The sequence below is a fragment of the Mesorhizobium sp. LNHC252B00 genome, assembly GCF_000502955.1.
GTDB lineage: Bacteria > Pseudomonadota > Alphaproteobacteria > Rhizobiales > Rhizobiaceae > Mesorhizobium.
The window spans coordinates 316,585-337,267 of the sequence record NZ_AYWO01000001.1; the positions used below are offsets into that span (position 1 = coordinate 316,585).

At 62.9% G+C, this 20,683-nt stretch carries 15 protein-coding genes and 2 pseudogenes; 14 read left to right on the top strand and 3 right to left on the bottom strand.

From position 1 onward, the window contains the following. Positions 1–56: 56 nt before the first annotated feature. Complete coding sequence (locus X744_RS0135715) at positions 57–2,267, top strand: ABC transporter ATP-binding protein (protein ID WP_031259506.1); 2,211 nt, start codon at positions 57–59, stop codon at positions 2,265–2,267. Between the two features lie 29 nt (positions 2,268–2,296). On the opposite strand, the gene X744_RS167775 is transcribed toward X744_RS0135715, so the two are convergent. Beyond that, positions 2,297–2,887, bottom strand: a complete 591-nt coding sequence (locus X744_RS167775) for a membrane protein (protein WP_023756933.1) — start codon at positions 2,885–2,887, stop codon at positions 2,297–2,299. A gap of 217 nt (positions 2,888–3,104) precedes the next feature. On the opposite strand from X744_RS167775, the gene X744_RS167770 reads away from it, so the two are divergent. Together X744_RS167770 and X744_RS0135725 are read left to right on the top strand one after the other, a co-directional pair. Beyond that, positions 3,105–4,643 (top strand): trimethylamine methyltransferase family protein, encoded by a 1,539-nt coding sequence (locus tag X744_RS167770; protein WP_023756934.1) that lies wholly within the window; start codon positions 3,105–3,107, stop codon positions 4,641–4,643. A 1,973-nt stretch (positions 4,644–6,616) separates the two neighbouring features. Further along, positions 6,617–7,420: pseudogene (locus tag X744_RS0135725) on the top strand (aminomethyltransferase family protein); the annotation flags it as partial. Between the two features lie 23 nt (positions 7,421–7,443). Here the strand turns inward: X744_RS0135725 and X744_RS167765 are convergent. Next, positions 7,444–7,836 (bottom strand): DoxX family protein, encoded by a 393-nt coding sequence (locus X744_RS167765; protein WP_023756935.1) that lies wholly within the window; start codon positions 7,834–7,836, stop codon positions 7,444–7,446. 193 nt (positions 7,837–8,029) lie between these two features. Here X744_RS167765 and X744_RS167760 point away from each other — a divergent pair, with 193 nt between their 5' ends. Next, positions 8,030–8,518: a hypothetical protein gene (locus X744_RS167760; protein ID WP_023756936.1), complete on the top strand. Its 489-nt coding sequence runs from the start codon at positions 8,030–8,032 to the stop codon at positions 8,516–8,518. A gap of 82 nt (positions 8,519–8,600) precedes the next feature. Here X744_RS167760 and X744_RS167755 read toward each other — a convergent pair whose 3' ends face one another. Further along, entirely contained in the window at positions 8,601–9,377 is a 777-nt protein-coding gene (locus tag X744_RS167755) for a VOC family protein (RefSeq protein WP_023756937.1), read from the bottom strand. A gap of 172 nt (positions 9,378–9,549) precedes the next feature. Between X744_RS167755 and X744_RS167750 the strand changes: the two genes are divergently transcribed. The 10 genes and pseudogenes from X744_RS167750 to otsB all read left to right on the top strand — a co-directional run bounded on the left by X744_RS167750 (position 9,550) and on the right by otsB (position 20,665). After that, complete coding sequence (locus tag X744_RS167750; protein WP_023756938.1) at positions 9,550–10,287, top strand: gamma-glutamylcyclotransferase; 738 nt, start codon at positions 9,550–9,552, stop codon at positions 10,285–10,287. Between the two features lie 131 nt (positions 10,288–10,418). Then, the gene (locus X744_RS167745; protein WP_023756939.1) at positions 10,419–11,783 is read left to right on the top strand and encodes an NAD(P)-dependent oxidoreductase; all 1,365 of its coding nucleotides are present in this window, start codon (positions 10,419–10,421) and stop codon (positions 11,781–11,783) included. Positions 11,784–11,785: 2 nt separating this feature from the next. After that, positions 11,786–13,022 (top strand): annotated as a pseudogene (gene preA, locus X744_RS01000000169120) (NAD-dependent dihydropyrimidine dehydrogenase subunit PreA). 107 nt (positions 13,023–13,129) lie between these two features. Beyond that, positions 13,130–13,648, top strand: coding sequence for an Rrf2 family transcriptional regulator (locus X744_RS167740; RefSeq protein WP_023756940.1), 519 nt, complete (start codon positions 13,130–13,132; stop codon positions 13,646–13,648). Between the two features lie 10 nt (positions 13,649–13,658). Further along, complete coding sequence (locus X744_RS167735) at positions 13,659–14,117, top strand: carboxymuconolactone decarboxylase family protein (RefSeq protein WP_023756941.1); 459 nt, start codon at positions 13,659–13,661, stop codon at positions 14,115–14,117. A gap of 67 nt (positions 14,118–14,184) precedes the next feature. Beyond that, the gene (locus tag X744_RS167730; RefSeq protein WP_023756942.1) at positions 14,185–14,562 is read left to right on the top strand and encodes a DoxX family protein; all 378 of its coding nucleotides are present in this window, start codon (positions 14,185–14,187) and stop codon (positions 14,560–14,562) included. Between the two features lie 155 nt (positions 14,563–14,717). Further along, positions 14,718–15,779, top strand: a complete 1,062-nt coding sequence (locus X744_RS167725) for a glycosyltransferase family 4 protein (RefSeq protein WP_023756943.1) — start codon at positions 14,718–14,720, stop codon at positions 15,777–15,779. A 44-nt stretch (positions 15,780–15,823) separates the two neighbouring features. Continuing rightward, the gene (locus X744_RS167720; RefSeq protein ID WP_023756944.1) at positions 15,824–17,986 is read left to right on the top strand and encodes an amylo-alpha-1,6-glucosidase; all 2,163 of its coding nucleotides are present in this window, start codon (positions 15,824–15,826) and stop codon (positions 17,984–17,986) included. A gap of 142 nt (positions 17,987–18,128) precedes the next feature. Continuing rightward, positions 18,129–19,907 (top strand): trehalose-6-phosphate synthase, encoded by a 1,779-nt coding sequence (locus X744_RS167715; protein ID WP_023756945.1) that lies wholly within the window; start codon positions 18,129–18,131, stop codon positions 19,905–19,907. Beyond that, the gene (otsB, locus tag X744_RS167710; RefSeq protein WP_023756946.1) at positions 19,904–20,665 is read left to right on the top strand and encodes a trehalose-phosphatase; all 762 of its coding nucleotides are present in this window, start codon (positions 19,904–19,906) and stop codon (positions 20,663–20,665) included. Before X744_RS167715 ends, otsB begins: the two co-directional genes overlap by 4 nt. Positions 20,666–20,683 lie beyond the last annotated feature (18 nt).

The window sequence follows — 20,683 nt, forward strand, 5'->3', positions numbered from 1 at the left end:
GATGCGCCTGAAAGAACCAAGAACCAGGCCCGAAAGAACCAGGATTGGAGCGACCCATGAATGAGGCAGTTCGAAATCCCGCCAAGCCGGCCAATGGGCCGATCATCGAGATCGAGAACCTGTCGATCTCCTTCTTCACCCGCAAGGGCGAGATACCGGCGGTCATGGATTTTTCCTGCACCGTCATGCCGGGCGAGGCGATGGGCATCGTCGGTGAATCCGGCTGCGGCAAGTCGACCGTGTCGCTCGGCATCATGCGCGACCTCTCCAACATCGGGAAGATCGTCGGCGGCAAGATCAAGTTCCAGGGCAAGGACATGGGCGAGCTCTCCGACGAGGAGTTGCGCACCATCCGCGGCAACAAGATCGCTATGATCTATCAGGAGCCGATGGCGAGCCTCAACCCGGCGATGAAGGTCGGGCAGCAGTTGATGGAAGTGCCGCTGATCCACGACAAGGTGTCGAAGGAAGAGGCGTATAAGCGCGCGCTTGAAATGGTGCGCTCGGTCAAGCTGCCCGATCCCGAGCGCATGATGCGCTCCTATCCGCACCAGCTCTCCGGCGGCCAGCAGCAGCGCATCGTCATTGCCATGGCGCTGCTGTCGAAGCCGGCGCTGCTGTTGCTCGACGAGCCGACGACGGCGCTCGACGTGACGGTGGAAGCGGGCATCGTCGACCTGGTCAAGGGGCTTGGCGAGAAGTTCGGCACGTCGATGATCTTCGTCTCGCACAATCTTGGCCTGATACTGGAAACCTGTGACCGCATCACGGTGATGTATTCGGGCGAAGCGGTTGAGACCGGCAAGATCAAGGACGTGTTCGACCGGATGCGCCATCCCTATACGCAAGGGCTGTTCCGCTCGATTCCGCTGCCCGGCGCCGACAAGAACTCACGGCCGCTGATTTCCATCCCAGGGCAATTGCCGCTGCCGCACGAGCGGCCCAAGGGCTGCAATTTCGGCCCACGCTGCCACCATTTCGTCGAGGGCGTCTGCAACGCCGCCGAAATCCCGATGATCGAGGTCGCGGGTCACGAAGGCCATTTTTCGCGCTGCGTGCGCTTCAACGAGATCGACTGGGACGCGCTGCCGCCGGGCGCCAAGAAGGTCAAGGAGCGCGTCGTGCCCGGCGCGCCGGTGCTCAAGATCGAGGATCTGAGAAAATACTACAAGGTCGGCGGTAGCGAGGTGTTCGGCTCGAGCGAGGGCCGCGTCGTCAAGGCCAACGAGACGATCTCGTTCATGGCGCGCGAATCCGAGACCGTTGCCATCGTCGGCGAATCCGGCTGCGGAAAGTCGACGTTGGCCAAGGTGCTGCTCGGGCTGGAGACGGCAAGTGCCGGTACGGTGACGCTGGGCAACAAGGAAATCCAGTCGACCGGCATCGAGAGCCGTAGCGTCGAGACTGTATCGTCGATCCAGATGGTGTTCCAGAACCCGTTCGACACGCTCAATCCCAGCCATTCTGTTGGCTCGCAGATCATCCGGACCCTGGAGAAGTTCAATGTCGGCAAGACGGTTGCCGACCGGCGCAAGCGCATGCTGGAACTGCTCGACCTGGTGAAGCTGCCGCGGGCCTTCGAGACCCGCAAGCCGCGCCAGCTATCCGGCGGCCAGAAGCAGCGCATCGGCGTGGCGCGGGCCTTTGCCGGCGACGCCAAGGTTGTGGTGGCCGACGAGCCGGTCTCGGCACTGGACGTGTCCGTGCAGGCAGCGGTGACCGAGCTTTTGATGGACATCCAGCGTAAGAACAAGACGACGATGCTGTTCATCAGCCACGATCTGTCCGTCGTTCGCTACATCGCCGACCGCGTCGTCGTGATGTATCTCGGCTATATCGTCGAGCAGGGCACGACCGACCAGATCTTCGCGCCGCCCTATCACCCCTATACCGAGGCACTGCTGTCGGCGATCCCGATCGCCGACACCAGCGTGGTCAAGCGCCACATCGTGCTGGAAGGCGATATCCCGTCGGCGATGAACCCGCCGTCGGGCTGTCCGTTCCAGACGCGCTGCGGCTACAAGAAGCTGGTGCCGGATAATCTGTGCGAGACCAAGGTGCCGCCGGTCAAGCATCTCGGCGACGGCCATATGAGCCTGTGCTGGCTCTCCGACGACGTGCTGGCCAAGATGGAGCCGGTGATCAAGTTCGACAAGGAACATGCCGCGCATGAGGGCGTGCCCGAGGACTCGCCGCATGGCGATGGCCCCGGCTTTGCCGGCCCGCCGCCGAAGCGTCCGCGCGGCAAGAAGCCGAAGCCGAGCTGATCAAGGCTGCCGCTGTCGCGGCAGTCCTTCTAGTTGCCGCACTGGCTCAACTGCTGCGCATAATCGCGGGCCATCTTGTCGGTCGCCCGCGCGTAGCCCTGTACGCCGGCATCGCCCCGGTTGCCTCGCCCATAGGCGGTCCAGCCGAGATAGTAGGCAAGGTAGAGATTATAGGTGTCGTTGCGGGCGATGCCGTAGGTGTCTGCCGTCTTGGAGTGATACCAGCCGACGAAATCGACCGCATCGGCGAACTTCGTGCGCCGCGCCGCCCAGTTGCCGGTCTCGCCCTGATATTGCGACCAGGTGCCGTCCAGCGCCTGTGAGAAGCCGGTGGCCGATGAGACATGCTTCCACGGAATGAAGCCGAGAAGCTTGGTGCGTGGCGGCCCGGCGTTGCTCTTGAAGCCGGATTCCTTGCGCACCGTCGCCATCAGCACGGGAACCGGCACGCCATATTTCTGCTGCGTGCGCTCGGCGGCCGACTGCCAGTTGTCGAACCAGCCGTCATTCTGATCGAAGACGGCGCAGACATTGTTGATATGATTGGGCGCGGTGGCGCAGGCCGAAAGCGCCAGCAGCACGCAAACCGCAGCAATTTTACTAAAACTCGAACTACGCATCGGCAGAGCAATAGGCCGAAATCATAAAGGGAATCTTGCAGCCTTCGTTAATGCTTCGGCGGCGTGGTCCTCAGAGAAAGCATCGTATCAATAAATCGACGCATTTCGTCGTTTTATCTATATTGAAATCACAGAAATGCCGCCTTGGCTAAAATCACGCCCGCATATGACGTATTTCTGACAGCTTGCCTGGTTTGCCGGGGCTTTGATGCCAGGCATGAACGAACCGAGACGCAAACGCGGCGCAGAGCGCACCAGCAACAGGGGCCCGTCGGCCATTCCGCAACTGCCGCTGCGGCGCGTGACCAATCCCTATCCGCCAATGGCCATGCTGTCTGCCGACCAGATCGAGCAGATCCACCACGCGTCGATGCACATATTGGAGAATTTCGGCATCGAGGTTATGAGCCCGCGCGCACTGGCGCTTTTCGAGAAGGCCGGCGCCAAGGTCGATCATGCCTCGGCGAATGTCCGCATCGATCGCGGTCTGGTCGCCGAAGCACTGAAAACCACGCGGTCGAGCTATGTGCTGACTCCGCGCAATCCGGCCAAGGCCGTTCATCTCGGCGGCAACACCATCAATTTCACCCTCGTTGCCGGACCGCCCAATGTGCATGACATGGAGCGCGGCCGTCGCGCCGGCAATCTGCGCGACTATTCGGACCTGACCCGGCTGGCGCAGCATTTCAACTGCATCCACATGCTCGGCAACCAGGTCTGCGCGCCGGTCGAGCTGCCGGCCAATTCCCGCCATCTCGACACCTATTTCACCAATCTGACGCTGACCGACAAGAGTTTCCATGTCTCGGCAATCGGCCGGGGCAGGGCGCTCGACGGCATCGAAATGATGGCGATCGCCCGAGGCTTGAGCCTCGACCAGTTGCGCGACGACCCCGGCGTCACCACCATCATCTCGGTCAACTCGCCGCGCCGCTTCGATGAGATGATGGCCGAGGGGCTGATGACCATGGCCGAGTTCGGCCAGTCCGTTGCGGTGACGCCATTCACGCTGATGGGAGCGATGAGCCCGGTGACGCTGGCCGGCGCGCTGGCGCAGCAGAATGCGGAGGCGCTGTTCGGCGTCGTGCTGACGCAGCTGGTGCGTCCCGGCGCGCCGGTCATGTATGGCGCCTTCACCTCCAATGTCGACATGAAGTCGGGCGCACCGGCTTTCGGCACGCCGGAGAACACCAAGGCCAACATCGCGTCGGGGCAACTGGCGCGGCGCTACGGGCTGCCATATCGCACGACGCCGGGCTCGGCCTCCAATGCCGCCGACGCGCAAGGCGCCTATGAGACGCTGATGGCGCTGTGGGGCGCGGTGCTCGGCCACGGCAATCTCGTCTATCATGCCGCAGGCTGGCAGGAGGGCGGGCTGACGGCGTCATTCGAGAAGCTCATCATTGATGTCGAGATGATCCAGCACATGATGGAATTCCTGCGTCCGATCGAGGTCAACGAGGCCGAGCTTGCCGTCGAGGCGCTGGGCGCGGTGCCGACCGGCGGCCACTTCTTCGGCGAGCCGCACACGCTGGAGCGCTACGCCACTGCCTTCTACCAGCCGATGCTGTCCAACTGGCAGAACTACGAGGCCTGGCAGGAAGCCGGCGGGCTCGACGCCACGGCACGCGCGACGCGGCTGTGGAAGAAGGCGCTGGAAGACTATGTCGAGCCGGTGATGGACGTCGCCGTGCGCGAGGCGCTGGAGGCTTACATGGCCAAGCGTAAGGAAGCGATCGGGCAGGGCGAACCGTGATGCCTCCCATCGTGAATCCATTCGCCCATCCAACCCACTGATATCAGAGAAAAATCCATGAAATCGCATGCAAAAGTCGTGGTCATTGGCGGTGGTGTCGTCGGGTGCTCCGTGCTGTTCCATCTCGCCCGCCACGGCTGGACCGACGTGGTGCTGCTGGAGCGAGACGAGCTGACGTCCGGCTCGACCTGGCATGCGGCCGGCGGCATGCACACCATCAATGGCGACCCCAATGTCGCCAAGCTGCAGAAATACACCATCAACCTCTACAAGGAGATCGAGGAGCTTTCCGGCCAGGCGACTGGCGTGCATCTGACCGGTGGCGTGCTCCTGGCGGCGACCGAGGCACGCCTCGACTGGCTGCGCGGCGTCGTCGCCAAGGGCCGCTATCTCGGCATCGAGCTTGAGGAAATCTCGCCCAGCGAGGCGGCCGAGCTGATGCCGCTGCTCGATCCCAAGCAGTTCGTCGGCGCTGTCAGGAACAAGGAGGATGGCCATCTCGATCCCTCCGGCGTCACCCATGCCTATGCCAAGGCGGCGCGGAAACTAGGCGCCGAGGTCGAACGCTTCACCAAGGTCGAGGACATCGTGCGTCGTCCGGACGGCCTATGGCGCGTCATCACCAACAAGGGCGAGGTGGTGGCCGAGCATGTCGTCAACGCCGGCGGCCTGTGGGCGCGCGAGGTTGGCCGCATGGTCGGGCTCGAACTGCCGGTGCTGGCGATGGAGCATATGTACCTGATCACCGAGGACATGCCGGAGGTCGCCGCCTGGAACGCCAAGACTGGTACCGAAATCATCCACGCGGTCGATTTCGATGGCGAGCTCTACCTGCGCCAGGAGCGGGGCGGCATGCTGATGGGCACCTATGAGAAGGCCAACAAGCCGTGGTCCGAGTTCCAGACGCCGTGGAATTTCGGCCACGAATTGCTGGCGCCGGACATCGACCGCATCGCGCCGTCGCTGGAAGTCGGGTTCCGGCATTTCCCGGCCTTCCAGAACACTGGCATCAAGCAGATCATCAACGGCCCCTTCACCTTCGCCCCGGATGGCAACCCGCTGGTCGGGCCGGTGCGCGGGCTGCCAGGGTTCTGGGTCGCCTGCGGTGTCATGGCTGGCTTTTCACAAGGCGGCGGCGTCGGGCTGGCACTGTCAAACTGGATGATCGAAGGCGATCCCGGCGCTGACATCTGGGCGATGGATGTCGCGCGCTATGGCGACTGGGCGACGATGGCCTACACCAACGCCAAGGTGCGCGAGAACTATTCCAGGCGGTTCTCGATCCGCTTCCCCAATGAGGAACTGCCCGCGGGGCGGCCACTGAAGACGACGCCGGTCTATGATTTGTTGTCGGCCAAGGGTGCGCAATGGGGCGTTGCCTATGGGCTGGAGGTGCCGCTCTGGTACGCGCCGGAGGGCGTCAAGGACGAGTTCTCCTGGCGCCGCTCGAGCGATTTCACACAACTGGCCAAGGAGGTCGCGACCGTTCGCGACGGTGTCGGCCTGTCCGAGATTTCGAGCTTTGCCAAATACGAGGTGACGGGCGAGGGCGCGGCCGCCTGGCTCGACCGGATGCTTGCCTGCAAACTGCCGAAGCCCGGCCGCATGACGCTGGCGCCGATGCTGAAGCACGACGGCAGACTGATCGGCGATTTCACGCTGGCCAATCTGGGTAGCGAAGGCTGGTTCCTCGCTGGCTCCGGTATCGCCGAGCAATACCACATGCGCTGGTTCGAAAAGCATCTGCCTGACGACGGATCGGTTCGCATAGATGCGCTTGGCCAGAAGCTCACCGGCCTGTCGATCGCCGGGCCGAAAGCGCGGGATGTGCTGGCAAAGGCCACGCGCTCCGATGTGTCGAATGCGGCGTTTCCGTTCATGGCCATCGGCAGGATGGACATCGGCATGGCGTCGTGCCTGGTCGGCCGCGTCAGCTACACCGGAGAGATCGGAAGAGCACACGTCTGAACTNGGGCTGGTTCCTGGCCGGCTCCGGCATTGCCGAGCAATATCACATGCGCTGGTTCGAGCAGCATCTGCCTGATGATGGCTCGGTTCATATCGAAGCGCTGGGACAAAAGCTTACCGGCCTGTCGATTGCCGGCCCCAAGGCCAGGGACGTGCTGGCAAAAGCCACGCGCTCCGGCACATCTAACGAGGCATTTCCCTTCATGGCAGTCGGCAAGATGGACGTCGGCACGGCGCCGTGCATGGTCGGCCGCGTCAGCTACACCGGCGATCTCGGCTACGAGATCTGGGTGGCGCCGGAATATCAACGTGCCGCGTATCAGGCGCTGATGGCGGCGGGGGTGGAATTCGGTATCGGCCTGTTCGGCTCGCGCGCGCTCAACGCGCTGCGGCTGGAAAAGAACTACGGCTCCTGGGGACGCGAGTACCGGCCGATCTACGGGCCGCTCGAGGCCGGGCTCGACCGTTTCGTAGCCTACGGCAAGGACGCCGACTTCATCGGCAAGGCCGCTGCGCTCGCCGAGCGCAAGCAAGGCGGCAGGCTGCGCCTGCGCGCCTTCATCGTCGATGCAGACGACGCCGATGTCATCGGCGACGAGCCAATCTGGTTCGGCGGCGCCGTGCGAGGCTGGGTCACGTCGGGGGGCTACGCGCATCACTCGAAAAAATCCGTCGCTGTCGGCTATGTGCCAAAAGAGATCGCCGATGAGAGCGACGGGTTCGAGATCGAGTTGTTGGGCAAGCGACATGCGGCGCGCATGCAACCGGCTCCGTTGTTCGACGCCAATTTTGAGCGGATGCGCGCCTGAAGCCAGGCGGGCGCTGCAAGGCGTCAGGCGTTGCGGCGATTGTCCAGCGCGAAGGCGCCGGCGCCGGCAAACACCAGATAAAGGAAAATGAAGCAGAACGAGATCGCCGAATCGCCGCCGTTGTTGACGGGGAAAAAGTCGCGCGGCATGTGCGCCATGAAATAGGCGATCGCCATTTCGCCAGCCAGAAGGAATGCGACCGGGCGGGTGAGCAGCCCCAGCGCCAGCAGGATACCGCCTGCGAATTCGAGGATGCCGGCTGAGAGTGTCAGTCCGGTCAGGGCTTCGGCATGCTCGCCGACCGGGAAATTGAACAGTTTCTGCGAGCCATGCTCGATGAACTGCAGGGCCGTGACGATGCGCAATACGCCGAGTGCCTGCGGCTGATATCTGGCAAGGCCATCGAAAAGCTTCATCTTAAACTCCCTTTACCTCCCGGGCCGGGCATAAATTATCGCCTGGCAATGGACCATTCACATCCCATGGCCTGCCATCAACAGTCGGTGATCGGAAATGTTCCGCAGCCACTTTATATTATTCACGCTAGGGTTGCATTATTTCCGTTATGGTTGTATTGGTGTGGAACTCCAACCCGTGGGTCCCCTTGCCATGAAAAAAGTCGTCATCAGCCTATTCGCATTCCTTGCAGGCACCAGCTTCGCCGTGGCCGAGGAGGCAGGCTGCGAGGCCTTCAAATGGCCGGTGACCCGGGAACAGGTCTTGTTTGCCGCAGCGCCGGCGACCCCGTCGGGAACGACGCTGGCGGTCGGTGCGGCCGCGGACCTGGCACTGGTGCCGGTCGAGAGAGCCGGCTTCGCGATACCGCCCGAACGGGCTCCGGTGGCAGGCACGTTCGGCGCTGTTACCAGCGTGGAGGTGCCACCCGAGGGAGCTATACAGATAAGTCTCTCGGGTGAGGCCTGGATCGATGTCATTCAGGATGGTCACGCCATCAAGTCGGCGGGCTATAGCGGCGTGAAAACCTGCCCCGGCATCCGCAAGAGCGTACGCTTCAAGCTTGCGTCCGGCCCGGCCACCGTCCAGTTCAGCGGCGCGAAAGGGGCTGACCTGAAGGTCGCGGTCCTGGCGCCGGAATAGGTCGGCGCCAGGCTAAGGAATACCGCCTTCATCGGTGGTGCGATGAAAGGCCGGCGCTTTGTTCCCACGCTGTTTATCGCCGTCAGCGTACCGGCGCCATCAATGCGAAATGCGCGCCTTGCGGGTCCTGACACTGGACGACCCAACTGCCGCCGGGGACCTCCATCGGCCCCATCAGGATCTTGCCGCCATTGTCGGTCACGCGTTTGGCGGCCGCGTCGATGGCCGGAACATTGAAATAGAATTGCCAGACCGGGACTGGAATCTGCTCCGGCTTGTTCATGATGCCGCCGCCGGATTCGGGGCCCGCCGTGAAGGTCTGGTAGGTGCCCATCGGGCCCATGTCGAAATCACCGGCATCGATCCAGCCGAACTGGTCCGAATAGAAATCGAACGCGGCCTTCCAGTCGCTCGTGTAAAGCTCGTGCCAGCCGATATGGCCGGGCGTGCTGGCCGGCACGACAGGCTGGTCGGGGCCGTTCGGCTGCAGGAACATGAATGTCGCGCCTTGAGGATCGGCGACGACGGCAAATCGTCCGACGCCCGGAATGTCTTCGGGCTGGCGGTGAACGGTGCCGCCGGCTTTTTCCAGCGATGCCGTTGCGGCATCGACATCTTTTGTATGGATGTAGCCCAGCCAGGCGGGCGGCATGCCCATCTTGGCGGCATCCTCGGGCAGGGTCATCAGGCCGGCGACGCCACGCTCGCCGACATTCATGACGATGTAGCGTGGCATGCCGGGCGCCTTGTCGAAAGGCTGTGCCGTCCAGCCGACCACTTTGGGGTAGAACGCCTCGGCGGCGTCGAGGTCTGATGTCATCAATTCGTACCAGAAGAAGGGCATCGGGGCTTTTGGCATTTTTCGGTCTCCTCACCTTTCATGCATCGATCGTCGTCCGATCCATCCTAGGACGATCTTCACCACGGAAATCCGACAGCCCCCGAACAACAATGTCTCTGCATGCCAAGCGTTCCCCGATTGCGCGCCCGGCGTTTTTCGATTTCTCTGCGGTCATGAGGGGTTATCATTCATGCGCTTTATGTCGCTCACGGCCGAGCTTGTCGCACTGTGCCATCGGGAAGAGGCCGATCCCGGTCCGGACCCGAGCTGGACGGAGTTGAACGACGAGGATTTCCGGGCCCTTGCCTTGCGGCTGTCCGGTGAAGCCGATGAGGGGCCGCTGTGGGTGTTCGCCTACGGGTCGCTGATCTGGAAGCCGGAATTCGAGTCGGTCGAGCAACAGCTCGCCACCGCCTTTGGCTGGCACCGCTCCTTCTGCCTCGACATGGTGCGCTGGCGCGGCAGCGCCGAGCAGCCGGGTCTGATGATGGCGCTCGAGCGGGGCGGCCGGTGCAACGGGGTGATCTATCGTTTGCCGGAGGGCGAAAAACCGACCCAGATCGAAAGGCTGCTGCGACGCGAGATCAGCGACCACGAAAGCATCGACACGGTCAGGTGGCTGCCGGTGCACACGCTGCAAGGCGCGCTGCGCGCGCTCGGCTTCTGGGTCGGCGTGAAGGGCAGGGGAACGTCGCTGAACCAGCCGCTGGACAAGGTGGCGAGCGTGCTGGCCAGAGCTTGCGGTCATATCGGGTCCGGCGCCGAATATCTCTACAACACGGTCAGCCATCTCGAAGCATTCGGCATCCACGATCGCAACCTGTGGCGGTTGCAGCAACTGGTCGCGGACGAGGTCAGGGTTATTCATGGCCGCAGACTTGATCCGAGCCATTCGCTCGCTCCGCGGAGGCAACGGCAATCGCCTTAACATGAGTAAAAAATTCATATTATTGCGAAGCTTTTCAACGTCTTGCGCGGTCTTGCGCGAAAAATTGACCAATTGATAAAAAAACTAAATGTGCTAGCCTTCCCCAAAGCGAAAAACATGGGGAACTGAAAATGCCAGAAGGCCAGTTCAAAGAAGGCATTGCAGGCGGGAGGCTCTCGGCCGACCAGTACGCGGACAATTTCTCCGACCTGCACCCGCCGCTCGATCACCATGAGGCGCTGGTCGAATCCGACCGTTGCTATTTCTGCTACGACGCGCCGTGCATGAATGCATGCCCGACCTCGATCGACATTCCGCTGTTCATCCGCCAGATATCGACCGGCAATCCGATCGGTTCGGCCAAGACGATCTTCGATCAGAACATTCTGGGCGGGATGTGCGCCCGCGTCTGTCCGACCGAGACGCTGTGCGAAGAAGTTTGCGTACGCGAAGTGGCGGAGGGCAAGCCGGTGCAGATTGGCCGCCTGCAGCGCTATGCTACCGACGTCGCGATGGGCGAGAACAAGCAGTTTTATGCGCGCGCCGAGCCGACCGGGAAGACAGTCGCCGTGGTCGGCGCCGGGCCGGCCGGCCTTGCCGCCGCGCACCGGCTTGCCCGCCATGGCCATGACGTGACCATACTGGAGGCGCGCCCGAAGGCAGGCGGCCTCAACGAATACGGCATCGCCGCCTACAAGAGCGTCGACGATTTCGCCCAGGCCGAAGTCGACTACGTGACCGCGATCGGCGGCATCGATATCCAGAACGGCAAGGCGCTTGGCCGCGACTATCAACTGTCGGACCTGATCCGCAATTACGATGCGGTGTTTCTCGGCATGGGGCTTGGCGGCGTCAATGCGCTGCGCGCCGATGGCGAGGACGCGGACGGCGTCGTCAATGCGGTGGAGTTCATTGCCGAGCTGCGTCAGGCGAGTGACCTTTCCGGCCTGCCGGTTGGCCGGCGCGTCGTGGTCATTGGCGGCGGCATGACGGCGATCGACGCCGCCGTGCAGTCGAAGCTGCTCGGCGCCGAGGAGGTGACTATCTGCTACCGGCGCGGCCAGGAGCACATGAACGCGTCCGAGTTCGAACAGGATCTTGCCGCCGCCAATGGCGTCACCATTCGCCATTGGCTGCAGCCGAAGCGGGTCATAGCCGAGGGCGGCAAGGTCAGTGCCATCGAACTCGAATATACGGCGTTGAACGGCGACACGCTTGCCGGCACAGGCGAGACGCTGACGCTCATTGCGGACCAGGTGTTCAAGGCCATCGGCCAGAGCTTTGTGCCGGCAGCACTCAACGGCAGCGGCGCGTCTATCGAGCTCGAAGCAGGCCGCATCAAGGTCGATGCCGAAGGGCGCACTTCACTCGCCAGGGTCTGGGCCGGCGGCGACTGCATCTTCGGCGGCGACGACCTCACCGTCTCGGCGGTCGCGCAGGGCCGCGACGCGGCGGAGAGTATCAATCGGGCACTGACCTCGAACGGGAGGGCATGAGCATGGCAGATATCAGAAACAATTTCGTCGGCATCAAATCGCCCAATCCGTTCTGGCTCGCTTCGGCGCCGCCGACCGATAAGGCCTACAACGTCATCCGCGCCTTCAAGGCCGGGTGGGGCGGCGTGGTGTGGAAGACGCTGGGCGAGGAAGGCCCGCCGGTGGTCAACGTCAACGGCCCGCGCTATGGCGCGATTTGGGGCGCCGACCGCCGACTGCTTGGCCTCAACAATATCGAGCTGATCACCGATCGCGACCTGCAGGTCAACCTGCGCGAGATCAAGCAGGTCAAGAAGGACTGGCCCGATCGCGCCATCGTCGTCTCGCTGATGGTGCCTTGCGTCGAGGAGGCCTGGAAGNCGCGGCATGGGTGCCGCCGTCGGCCAGGTGCCGGAATATATCGAAATGGTGGTGCGCTGGTGCAAGCAGAACACCCGCATGCCCGTCATCACCAAGCTGACGCCCAACATCACCGATGTGCGCAAGCCAGCGCGCGCGGCACACGCCGGCGGCACCGACGCGGTTTCGCTGATCAACACCATCAACTCGATCACCGGCGTCGATCTCGACAGCTTCGCGCCGCAGCCGACCATCGACGGCAAGGGCTCGCATGGCGGCTATTGCGGCCCGGCGGTGAAGCCGATCGCCATGAACATGGTGGCCGAGATCGCGCGCGATCCCGAAACCCACGGCCTGCCGATCTCCGGCATCGGCGGCATCACCACCTGGCGCGACGCGGCCGAATTCATGGCGCTCGGGGCCGGCAATGTGCAGGTGTGCACGGCGGCGATGACCTATGGCTTCAAGATCGTGCAGGAGATGATCGCCGGCCTGGAAAACTGGATGGACGAGAAGGGCCATGCCTCGCTCGACGACATCGTCGGCCGCGCCACGCCCAATGTCACCGACTGGCAGTATCTCAACCTCAACTACGTCGCCAAGGCGCGTATCGACCAGGACGCCTGCATCAAATGCGGCCGCTGCCACATCGCCTGCGAGGACACCTCGCATCAGGCGATCACCAGCATGGTCGACGGCAAGAGGCACTTCGAGGTGATCGAGGCCGAATGCGTCGGCTGCAATTTGTGCGTCAATGTCTGCCCGGTCGAGAACTGCATCACCATGGAGCCGCTGGCCGCCGGCGCGATGGACCAGCGCACCGGCAAGCCGGTGTCGCCGATTTACGCCAACTGGACGACGCACCCCAACAACCCGATGGCCAAGGTGGCGGCGGAGTAGCGAGCCGTTCGACAAAAACGGCGCCTTCGGACGCCGTTTTTTCATTTTCCTATTGCAGATAAACATTATCCACGATAAAGAATATCCATGATTAGGAAATCCATCCAATGAAGTTGGGCGAGGGCGTTGAGGCAGCCATCCACTGCGCCGCCATGCTGGCCGGTGTCGAAGGCAACAGCACCATGGCGGCCTCCGCTATGGCGGAGGCTTTCGGCCTGTCGCCGAGCTATCTCCTGAAACATCTCAACATGCTTACCGCCGCGCGCATCCTGGAATCGGTCTCGGGACCGGCCGGCGGCTATCGGCTGGCGCGGTCGGCCGAACGGATTTCGCTGCTCGATATCGTGCTGGCCGTCGAAGGGCGTGAGCCGGCCTTTCGCTGCGGCGAGATCCGCCGCAACGGTCCGGTCAGGCTCGACGCGTCTGCCTATGTCAAACCCTGCGGCATCAACGCCGCGATGCTGAAGGCCGAGAAGGCCTATCGCGCTGCACTCGCCGAAGCAAAGCTGTCCGACATCGTTTCGGAATACGTGACCGATGCCGATCCGCGTTCGGTCGCCGCCGGCTGCGCCTTTGTCGCGCGCCATCAGCGGCCGCAGAAATCCAGTTCAACCAAGCAAGCGTAAAGGACATCAGATGAAACAGAGGCTGCAATTTTTCGCCAAGGCGCCGGAGATCATGAAGGCGGTGTCGGCGCTCAACAAGGCGGTGGACGAATGCGGGATCGAGGAAAGCCTGCTGCACCTGATCAAATTGCGGGCGTCGCAGATCAATGGCTGCTCGTTCTGCGTCGAGATGCACAGCCGCGAGGCGAGGCGCGACGGCGAGACCGAGCAGCGGCTCTACCTGGTGTCGGCGTGGAAGGAATCGCCTCTGTTTTCAGAGCGTGAACGCGCCGCCTTAGCCTGGACCGAGGCGGTGACCCTGATCGCCAACAACGGCGTGCCGGACGAACTCTATGCAAGGACACTTGAGCATTTCTCGGAAGAAGAATTGGTCAAGCTGTCCGTCGCGCTCGGCATGATCAACACCTGGAACCGGCTCTGCGTCCCGTTTCAGGCACTTCATCCGATGCCGGCGGCCAAGGCCGCCTGATTGTCCGGTCAGTTTTGGAGCGCCGTCGAGAGGCGGCGCTCCAATCGTTTTTCAAAGGGAGAGTTCGATGCCTGCCGATTTGCCTTCGGGCTTGTTGTTTCTTGGCCGCCTGCTGCTCGGCGGCGCCTTCGTTTTCGCCGGCCTGCGCAACATTCAGAACGCGGCTTTCCTGACCCAGCTGATGGCCGCGCGCGGCGTGCCGCAAGCGCGGTTGGCGCTGTGGCTTGGCATCGTGCTTCGGCTCGCCGCCGGCGTGCTGGTGATCGCCGGCCTGTGGACGGCAATCGCTGCGGCGGTACTGCTGCTATTCCTCATCGTCGCCACGCCGATGTTCCACAATTTCTGGGACCACCAGGGCCCGGATCGGGCTTCGCGCATCAATGGCTTCGTCGGCAATGTCGCATTAGTCGGCGGTTTCCTGACGCTGATCGCGCAGTCTGTTTGACAGTCCGGCCGCGGCCCTAAGCCATTTTCGTTCCCTCGATGCGCGTTTTCAGGACAAGGGCGGACGCATGGCGCAGACGGCATCGATCATTAAATCGGAACCAATCGAGCCGTTGACGCATTTGGCACCTGTATGCCGAGCATCCAGGACACAATATGAAAATTGCCCATGTCGCGCCGCTTTATGAGTCGGTGCCGCCAAGGCTCTATGGTGGCACCGAACGCATCGTGTCGTATCTCACCGAAGCGCTCGTCGAGTTGGGGCATGAGGTGACGCTGTTTGCCAGTGGCGACAGCCGGACTTCCGCAAAGCTGGTGGCCGGCCGGGAATGCGCGCTTCGCCTCGATCCGCGTCCCTTCAAATCCGAGATCGCGGCGCATCTTTCGATGCTTGCCGATGTGCGGAAACGGGCGCGGGAGTTCGACGTCATCCACTTCCATCTCAGCCACTTCCTGCACTTTTCCTTCTTCGAGGACATGGCGGAGCGGACGGTAACGACGCCGCATGGCAGGCTGGATTATGTCGACCTGGCGCCGGCCTATGCGCATTTTCCGCGCTTTCCGATGATTTCCATTTCGCGCAGCCAGAAGGCGGGCCTCGCAAAGGCCAACTGGTTGGCGACGATTCACCACGGACTGCCGACCGACATCTACGAGCCGAGTTTCGAGACGACGGCGGAGGAACCCTATCTTTGCTTCCTCGGCCGGTTTTCACGCGACAAGCGCCCGGACCGCGCCATCGAGATCGCCTTGCGCTCGGGTTTGAAACTGAAGCTTGCGGCAAAGATCGGCGACGACGATCGTTCCTATTTCCACGAGATGGTCGAGCCTTTGATCGACGGCGACCGTGTCGTCTATGTCGGCGAGATCGAAGAGGACCAGAAAGTGGAATTTCTCGGCAAGGCGGCTGGCCTGCTGTTTCCGATCGACTGGCCGGAGCCGTTCGGTCTTGCCGCCATTGAGGCTATGGCCTGTGGCACGCCGGTGATCGCCTGGAATTGTGGTGCACTGCCAGAGATCATCGATCAGGGCGTAACCGGTTTTATTGCCGGGTCGATGGACGACGCCGTCGCCGCGGTGCCGGACCTGCTGCGACTCGACAGGCGAAAGGTGAGGGCTGTTTTCGAAAAGCGGTTTTCCGCCAGAAGAATGGCTGGGGACTACCTCGCCGCCTATGCGCGCCTGATCGGCGTCCCGGTTGAGGCGAAGGCATCGTGAGCAACGTTCGAGCGATGGCAACGAAACAATAGGATTTGTGACGAATGGCCCAACTCGATGAGCGCCAGCTCGATCCCGCCGTAGCGCTTGCGTCGCTCGACGCGACCGCTCCTCGTGAGCCGCACCGGCTGTTTGCGCTCAAGCAGGCCGACTGCTTTGCGGTTGCCGATGCCTATGGCGACATACGCGGCGCCGGCGACGGTTTCTTCCGCGACGATACACGGGTGCTCTCCGAATTCCGGCTGACCATCGGCGGCAGGCAGACGTCGCTGCTTGGCGCCTCCCTCAGCCAGGACAATGTGCTGTTCACCGCCAACCTGACCAATCTGCCGATCCAGAGCGTCAGCGGCCGCGACATTCCGCAGGGCGCGATTCATATCGAACGCGTCAGGCTGCTATGGCAGGACAGGCTGTTCGAGCGCATCACCCTTTCCAACTACAGCCGGGAGACCTCGACAATCGGCGTTTCCCTGCACTTTGCCGCCGATTTCCGTGACATGTTCGAAGTGCGCGGCTCGACGCGGCCGAGGCGCGGAATGGCCCATGTGGCCGAGATGAATGCGACATCCGTCCTGCTGCGCTACGAGGGGTTGGATGAGTTGGTGCGCGTATCGGCGATATCGTTCTCGCAGGCGCCGGACAAATTGACCTCCGAACGCGCCGATTTCCTGGTTGCCGTCACCAAGCGCAGCAGCAAGGTGTTCTATGTCGAGGTCGGTCCCGAGATGGCGGATGCGCCTGACCGCGACCGTTTCCGGGCGGCCGCCGCCCGGGCTCGCTTTGGCATGCGGGCCAAGCGCCGCCACGGCGCAACGGTGCACAGTTCGGGCCGCGTCTTCAACGACTGGGTGGAGCGCGCCCGCGCCGATGTCGCGCTGCTCACAACCGAACTGGCGACGGGACCCTATCCCTATGCCGGCATCCCCTGGTTCTCGACGGCGTTCGGCCGTGACGGCGTCATCTCGGCGCTGCAGATGCTGTGGCTCAATCCAGGCCTGGCGCGGGGGGTGCTGGCCTTCCTTGCCCAGCACCAGGCGACGGAGACATTGCCATTCAGCGATTCGCAGCCCGGCAAGATCATGCACGAGACGCGCAAGGGCGAGATGGCGGCGCTGCGGGAGCTTCCGTTCGGCCGCTACTATGGCGGCGTCGACACGACGCCGCTCTACATCCATCTCGCCTGTGCCTATGCCGATCGTACCGGCGACATGGCGTTCATCGACATCCTGTGGCCGTCGCTGTGCGCCGCGGCAGAATGGACGGAGGAGGCGGGCCGCGAGACCGGATTCGTCACCTACCAGCGGGCCGCCGAGTCCGGCCTCGCCAACCAGGGATGGAAGGACAGCTTCGATTCCATCTTTCACGCCGATGGCCGCATCCCCAAGGGTCCGATCGCGCTGGTCGAGGTTCAAGGCTATGTCTTTGCCGCCTTCCGGGGGCTGGCCGCACTTGCCCGTCGCCGCGGCGAGGACGAGAGGGCCGATCACTGGGATGACCGCGCGGAGGCCATGCGGGCAGCGGTGGAACGCGATTTCTGGGTCGACGATCTGGGCTTTTATGCGTTGGCGATCGATGGAGCAGGGGAGCCCTGCAAGGTGCGGACCTCGAATGCGGGCCACCTCCTCTTTGTCGGACTGCCTGAGCCGGAGCGGGCGCGGATGGTCGCCGATCAGCTTCTTTCCGCCTCCTTCCATTCCGGCTGGGGGTTGAGGACGCTTGCCGACGATGCCGTGTTCTTCAACCCAATGTCGTATCACAATGGCTCGATCTGGCCGCATGACACCGCTATGTGCGGTACCGGCCTGGCGCGCTACGGCGAGCGTGAAAGCGTGGTTCGCCTGTTGAGCGGCACGTTCGAATCCGCGGTCCATTTCAACATGCGGTTGCCGGAACTGTTCTGCGGTTTTACCCGAGCGCCGGGCGAAGCACCGATCGCCTATCCCGTAGCCTGCCTGCCGCAAGCGTGGTCGGCGGGTTCCGCCTTCATGCTGATGCAGGCCTGCCTTGGCCTGGAAATCGACGGCTGGGATGGTGAAATCCGCGTTACCCGTCCCAGGCTGCCGATAGGCATCGACACGCTCCCGCTTCGCCACCTAGGCGTCGGCGAAAGGGTGGTCGATCTTACCTTCCAACGCGTCGGCGATCGGGTAGTCGCGTTCCTCGCGGACCGCCATGAAGGGCTGGTGCCGCTCGTCGTCAGAACATGAACCAAATTGGGCGGAACCGATCCCGGCTTTCTGCGTTGCAAAAAGCACAGGCCCGAACGGCGGCCCTATCCCCGCGGGTAGTCTTAAATCGGGAACACGAACAAGACGGCGGCCGAACGGCCGGAGGTGAGTTGATATTCCAATGACAAATTACGGTGCGGACCTGCTCTGGGTTCTGATCTTTGCGAGCCTCGGTTTTTCCGCTTTCGCCGTCTTCGTCTCCATATCGCGTCAGCGCCGCAGTCGCCCTCCGACGGTTGCACATATCGCCGGCGAAGACGTAGCCGCGGAAGCGGCGCGCAAGGTGATACGCGAGTTCGAAAAGAATGGCCAATCGGCCGATGCGGCGCTGGTGACATGGTCGCCTGAAACATTGCGCAAGATTCTGGCCGACGACCTGCCGGGGGCGCAGGTTATCGTGGTGTCCAACCGCGAACCCTATATCCACAACAGCAAGAATGATGACGTCGAATTACTGGTGCCGGCCAGCGGGCTGGTGTCTGCGCTCGAGCCGATTACCCGCGCCTGTGGCGGCACCTGGATCGCCTATGGCGGCGGAACGGCGGACCGTCTCATGGTCGACGACAACGACCGCGTGCAGGTGCCGCCCGGCAATCCGTCCTATACCCTGCGCCGGGTCTGGCTGACGGAGGAAGAATATCAGAGCTACTATCTCGGCTTCGCCAATGAGGGCCTCTGGCCGCTTTGCCACATCGCCTTCACCCGGCCGATCTTTCGCGCCTCGGATTGGGAAGCCTATCAAGCCGTCAACCGGAAGTTCGCCGACACGGTGGTGGCCGAGGCGCGTAACGAGCGGCCGATCGTGCTGGTCCAGGACTACCATTTCGCGCTGCTGCCGCGCATGATCCGAGAGCGCCTGCCCGAGGCGATCGTCATCACCTTCTGGCACATCCCATGGCCGAATTCGGAGGTTTACAGCATTTGCCCATGGCGCGAACGCATCCTCGAAGGGCTGCTCGGCAGTTCGATCATCGGCTTCCATACCCAGTTCCATGCCAACAATTTCACCGAGAGCGTCGATCGCTTCCTGGAAAGCCGTATCGAGCGGGCGGATGCGGCCATCTCCTATGGTGGGCAGACGACGCTGGTGCACGCCTATCCGATCTCGATAGAATGGCCGGCGGACCTGCTGGCAAAACTGCCTGATGCCGATGACTGCCGCGCCCGCCTGCGGAATAGGTTCGGACTTACGGCGGATGTGAAGCTGGCCGTCGGGGTCGAACGTCTCGACTACACCAAGGGCATTCTGGATCGGTTTCATGCGCTGGACGAATTGTTCAAGCGATACCCTGAGTGGATCGGAAAACTGGTCTTCCTGCAGATCGCGGCCCCCAGCCGTGGCACGCTCCCGGCCTACAAGCTGCTCCACGACGAATGCCATCGCTATGCAGAAGAGCTCAACCAGCGTTACGGCAGCGAGGGCTACAAGCCGGTGATCATGGTGGCTGAACATCATTCGCAGGAACAGGTCTATGAGATCTATCGGGCCGCTGACATATGCATGGTCACCAGCCTGCATGACGGCATGAACCTGGTCGCAAAGGAATTCGTCACGGCGCGCGACGACGAACAGGGCGTCTTGATGCTCAGCACATTCGCCGGTGCTTCGCGCGAATTGCTGGAGGCGCTGATCGTCAACCCCTACGACGCGGCCATGATGAGCGAAGCGCTGCTGCAGGCGCTGAACATGACGCCAGACGAACAGCGCGAGCGCATGCGGCCCATGCGGCAGATGGTTCGCGACAACAATGTCTATCGCTGGGCCGGCAGCATGCTTCTGGACGCGGCACGCTTGCGCAAGCGCGGTGACCTCGATCGCGTAACCGGTGCTGGCGACCGGCCGCCGGGCATCGACAATGTCGTGTCCATGTTCGAGCGGAAACGGGTGGCGCTGTCATGAGTGAAATCCTGCAAAAGGTTGCGAGCAAAACCCTGCAAAAGCCGCAGGCCTTGCTGACCGGCGATTGGGCGTTGTTCCTCGACATCGACGGCACCCTGCTGGAGCATGCGGAACATCCGGACGCCGTCTCGGTCAGCGCCGAGCTTCGCGCTTTGCTGCAAGGCCTGGATCACAAGTTGAACGGCGCATTGGCCTTCATCACAGGCCGCTCCGTTGCGGCCGTGGACCAGTTGTTTCAGCCTTTGAAGCTGCGCGCGGCCGGGCTTTATGGCCTGGAACACAGGCTCCTGCCGGGCGACGACGTCGAAATCGCGGATGAGCCGTCGGATATTGCGGCTCTTGCCGACGAGATCGAGGCCGAGCTCGGTCGTGGGGCGTATATCGAGCGCAAAGGCCGGGTGCTGGCCATCCACACGCGCGCCGCCCCGCACCTGCTCCCTCGCGCGACGCAGCTTGTCGAGCAAGCGCTGGCCGTGCTGCCCAAGGGCTACCGGGTGGTTGCCGGCAATGCCGGTGTCGAGTTGCTGCCGCTCGAGGCGGCCAAGGGCGCCGCGATCCGGCGTTTCATGGATATCGCGCCATTCACCGGCCGGCGCCCGGTCTTCCTGGGCGACGACACGTCGGACGAAAACGGCTTCGAAACCGTCAACGATGCCGGCGGCATATCGATAAGGGTCAAACCACCAGAATATACCACGGCGCAGTACGGCCTTGCCGGCGTTGCCGAGACGCTCGCCTGGCTGAGAGGCCAACTTTAGGTCTACGGCGCAACCGCG

Bases quoted from the DNA above. Each gene is read 5' to 3' on its own strand.
- X744_RS0135715 (WP_031259506.1), top strand. From the start codon at position 57: ATGAATGAGGCAGTTCGAAATCCCGCCAAGCCGGCCAATGGGCCGATC.
- X744_RS167775 (WP_023756933.1), bottom strand. From the start codon at position 2,887: ATGCGTAGTTCGAGTTTTAGTAAAATTGCTGCGGTTTGCGTGCTGCTG.
- X744_RS167770 (WP_023756934.1), top strand. From the start codon at position 3,105: ATGAACGAACCGAGACGCAAACGCGGCGCAGAGCGCACCAGCAACAGG.
- X744_RS167765 (WP_023756935.1), bottom strand. From the start codon at position 7,836: ATGAAGCTTTTCGATGGCCTTGCCAGATATCAGCCGCAGGCACTCGGC.
- X744_RS167760 (WP_023756936.1), top strand. From the start codon at position 8,030: ATGAAAAAAGTCGTCATCAGCCTATTCGCATTCCTTGCAGGCACCAGC.
- X744_RS167755 (WP_023756937.1), bottom strand. From the start codon at position 9,377: ATGCCAAAAGCCCCGATGCCCTTCTTCTGGTACGAATTGATGACATCA.
- X744_RS167750 (WP_023756938.1), top strand. From the start codon at position 9,550: ATGCGCTTTATGTCGCTCACGGCCGAGCTTGTCGCACTGTGCCATCGG.
- X744_RS167745 (WP_023756939.1), top strand. From the start codon at position 10,419: ATGCCAGAAGGCCAGTTCAAAGAAGGCATTGCAGGCGGGAGGCTCTCG.
- X744_RS167740 (WP_023756940.1), top strand. From the start codon at position 13,130: ATGAAGTTGGGCGAGGGCGTTGAGGCAGCCATCCACTGCGCCGCCATG.
- X744_RS167735 (WP_023756941.1), top strand. From the start codon at position 13,659: ATGAAACAGAGGCTGCAATTTTTCGCCAAGGCGCCGGAGATCATGAAG.
- X744_RS167730 (WP_023756942.1), top strand. From the start codon at position 14,185: ATGCCTGCCGATTTGCCTTCGGGCTTGTTGTTTCTTGGCCGCCTGCTG.
- X744_RS167725 (WP_023756943.1), top strand. From the start codon at position 14,718: ATGAAAATTGCCCATGTCGCGCCGCTTTATGAGTCGGTGCCGCCAAGG.
- X744_RS167720 (WP_023756944.1), top strand. From the start codon at position 15,824: ATGGCCCAACTCGATGAGCGCCAGCTCGATCCCGCCGTAGCGCTTGCG.
- X744_RS167715 (WP_023756945.1), top strand. From the start codon at position 18,129: ATGACAAATTACGGTGCGGACCTGCTCTGGGTTCTGATCTTTGCGAGC.
- otsB (WP_023756946.1), top strand. From the start codon at position 19,904: ATGAGTGAAATCCTGCAAAAGGTTGCGAGCAAAACCCTGCAAAAGCCG.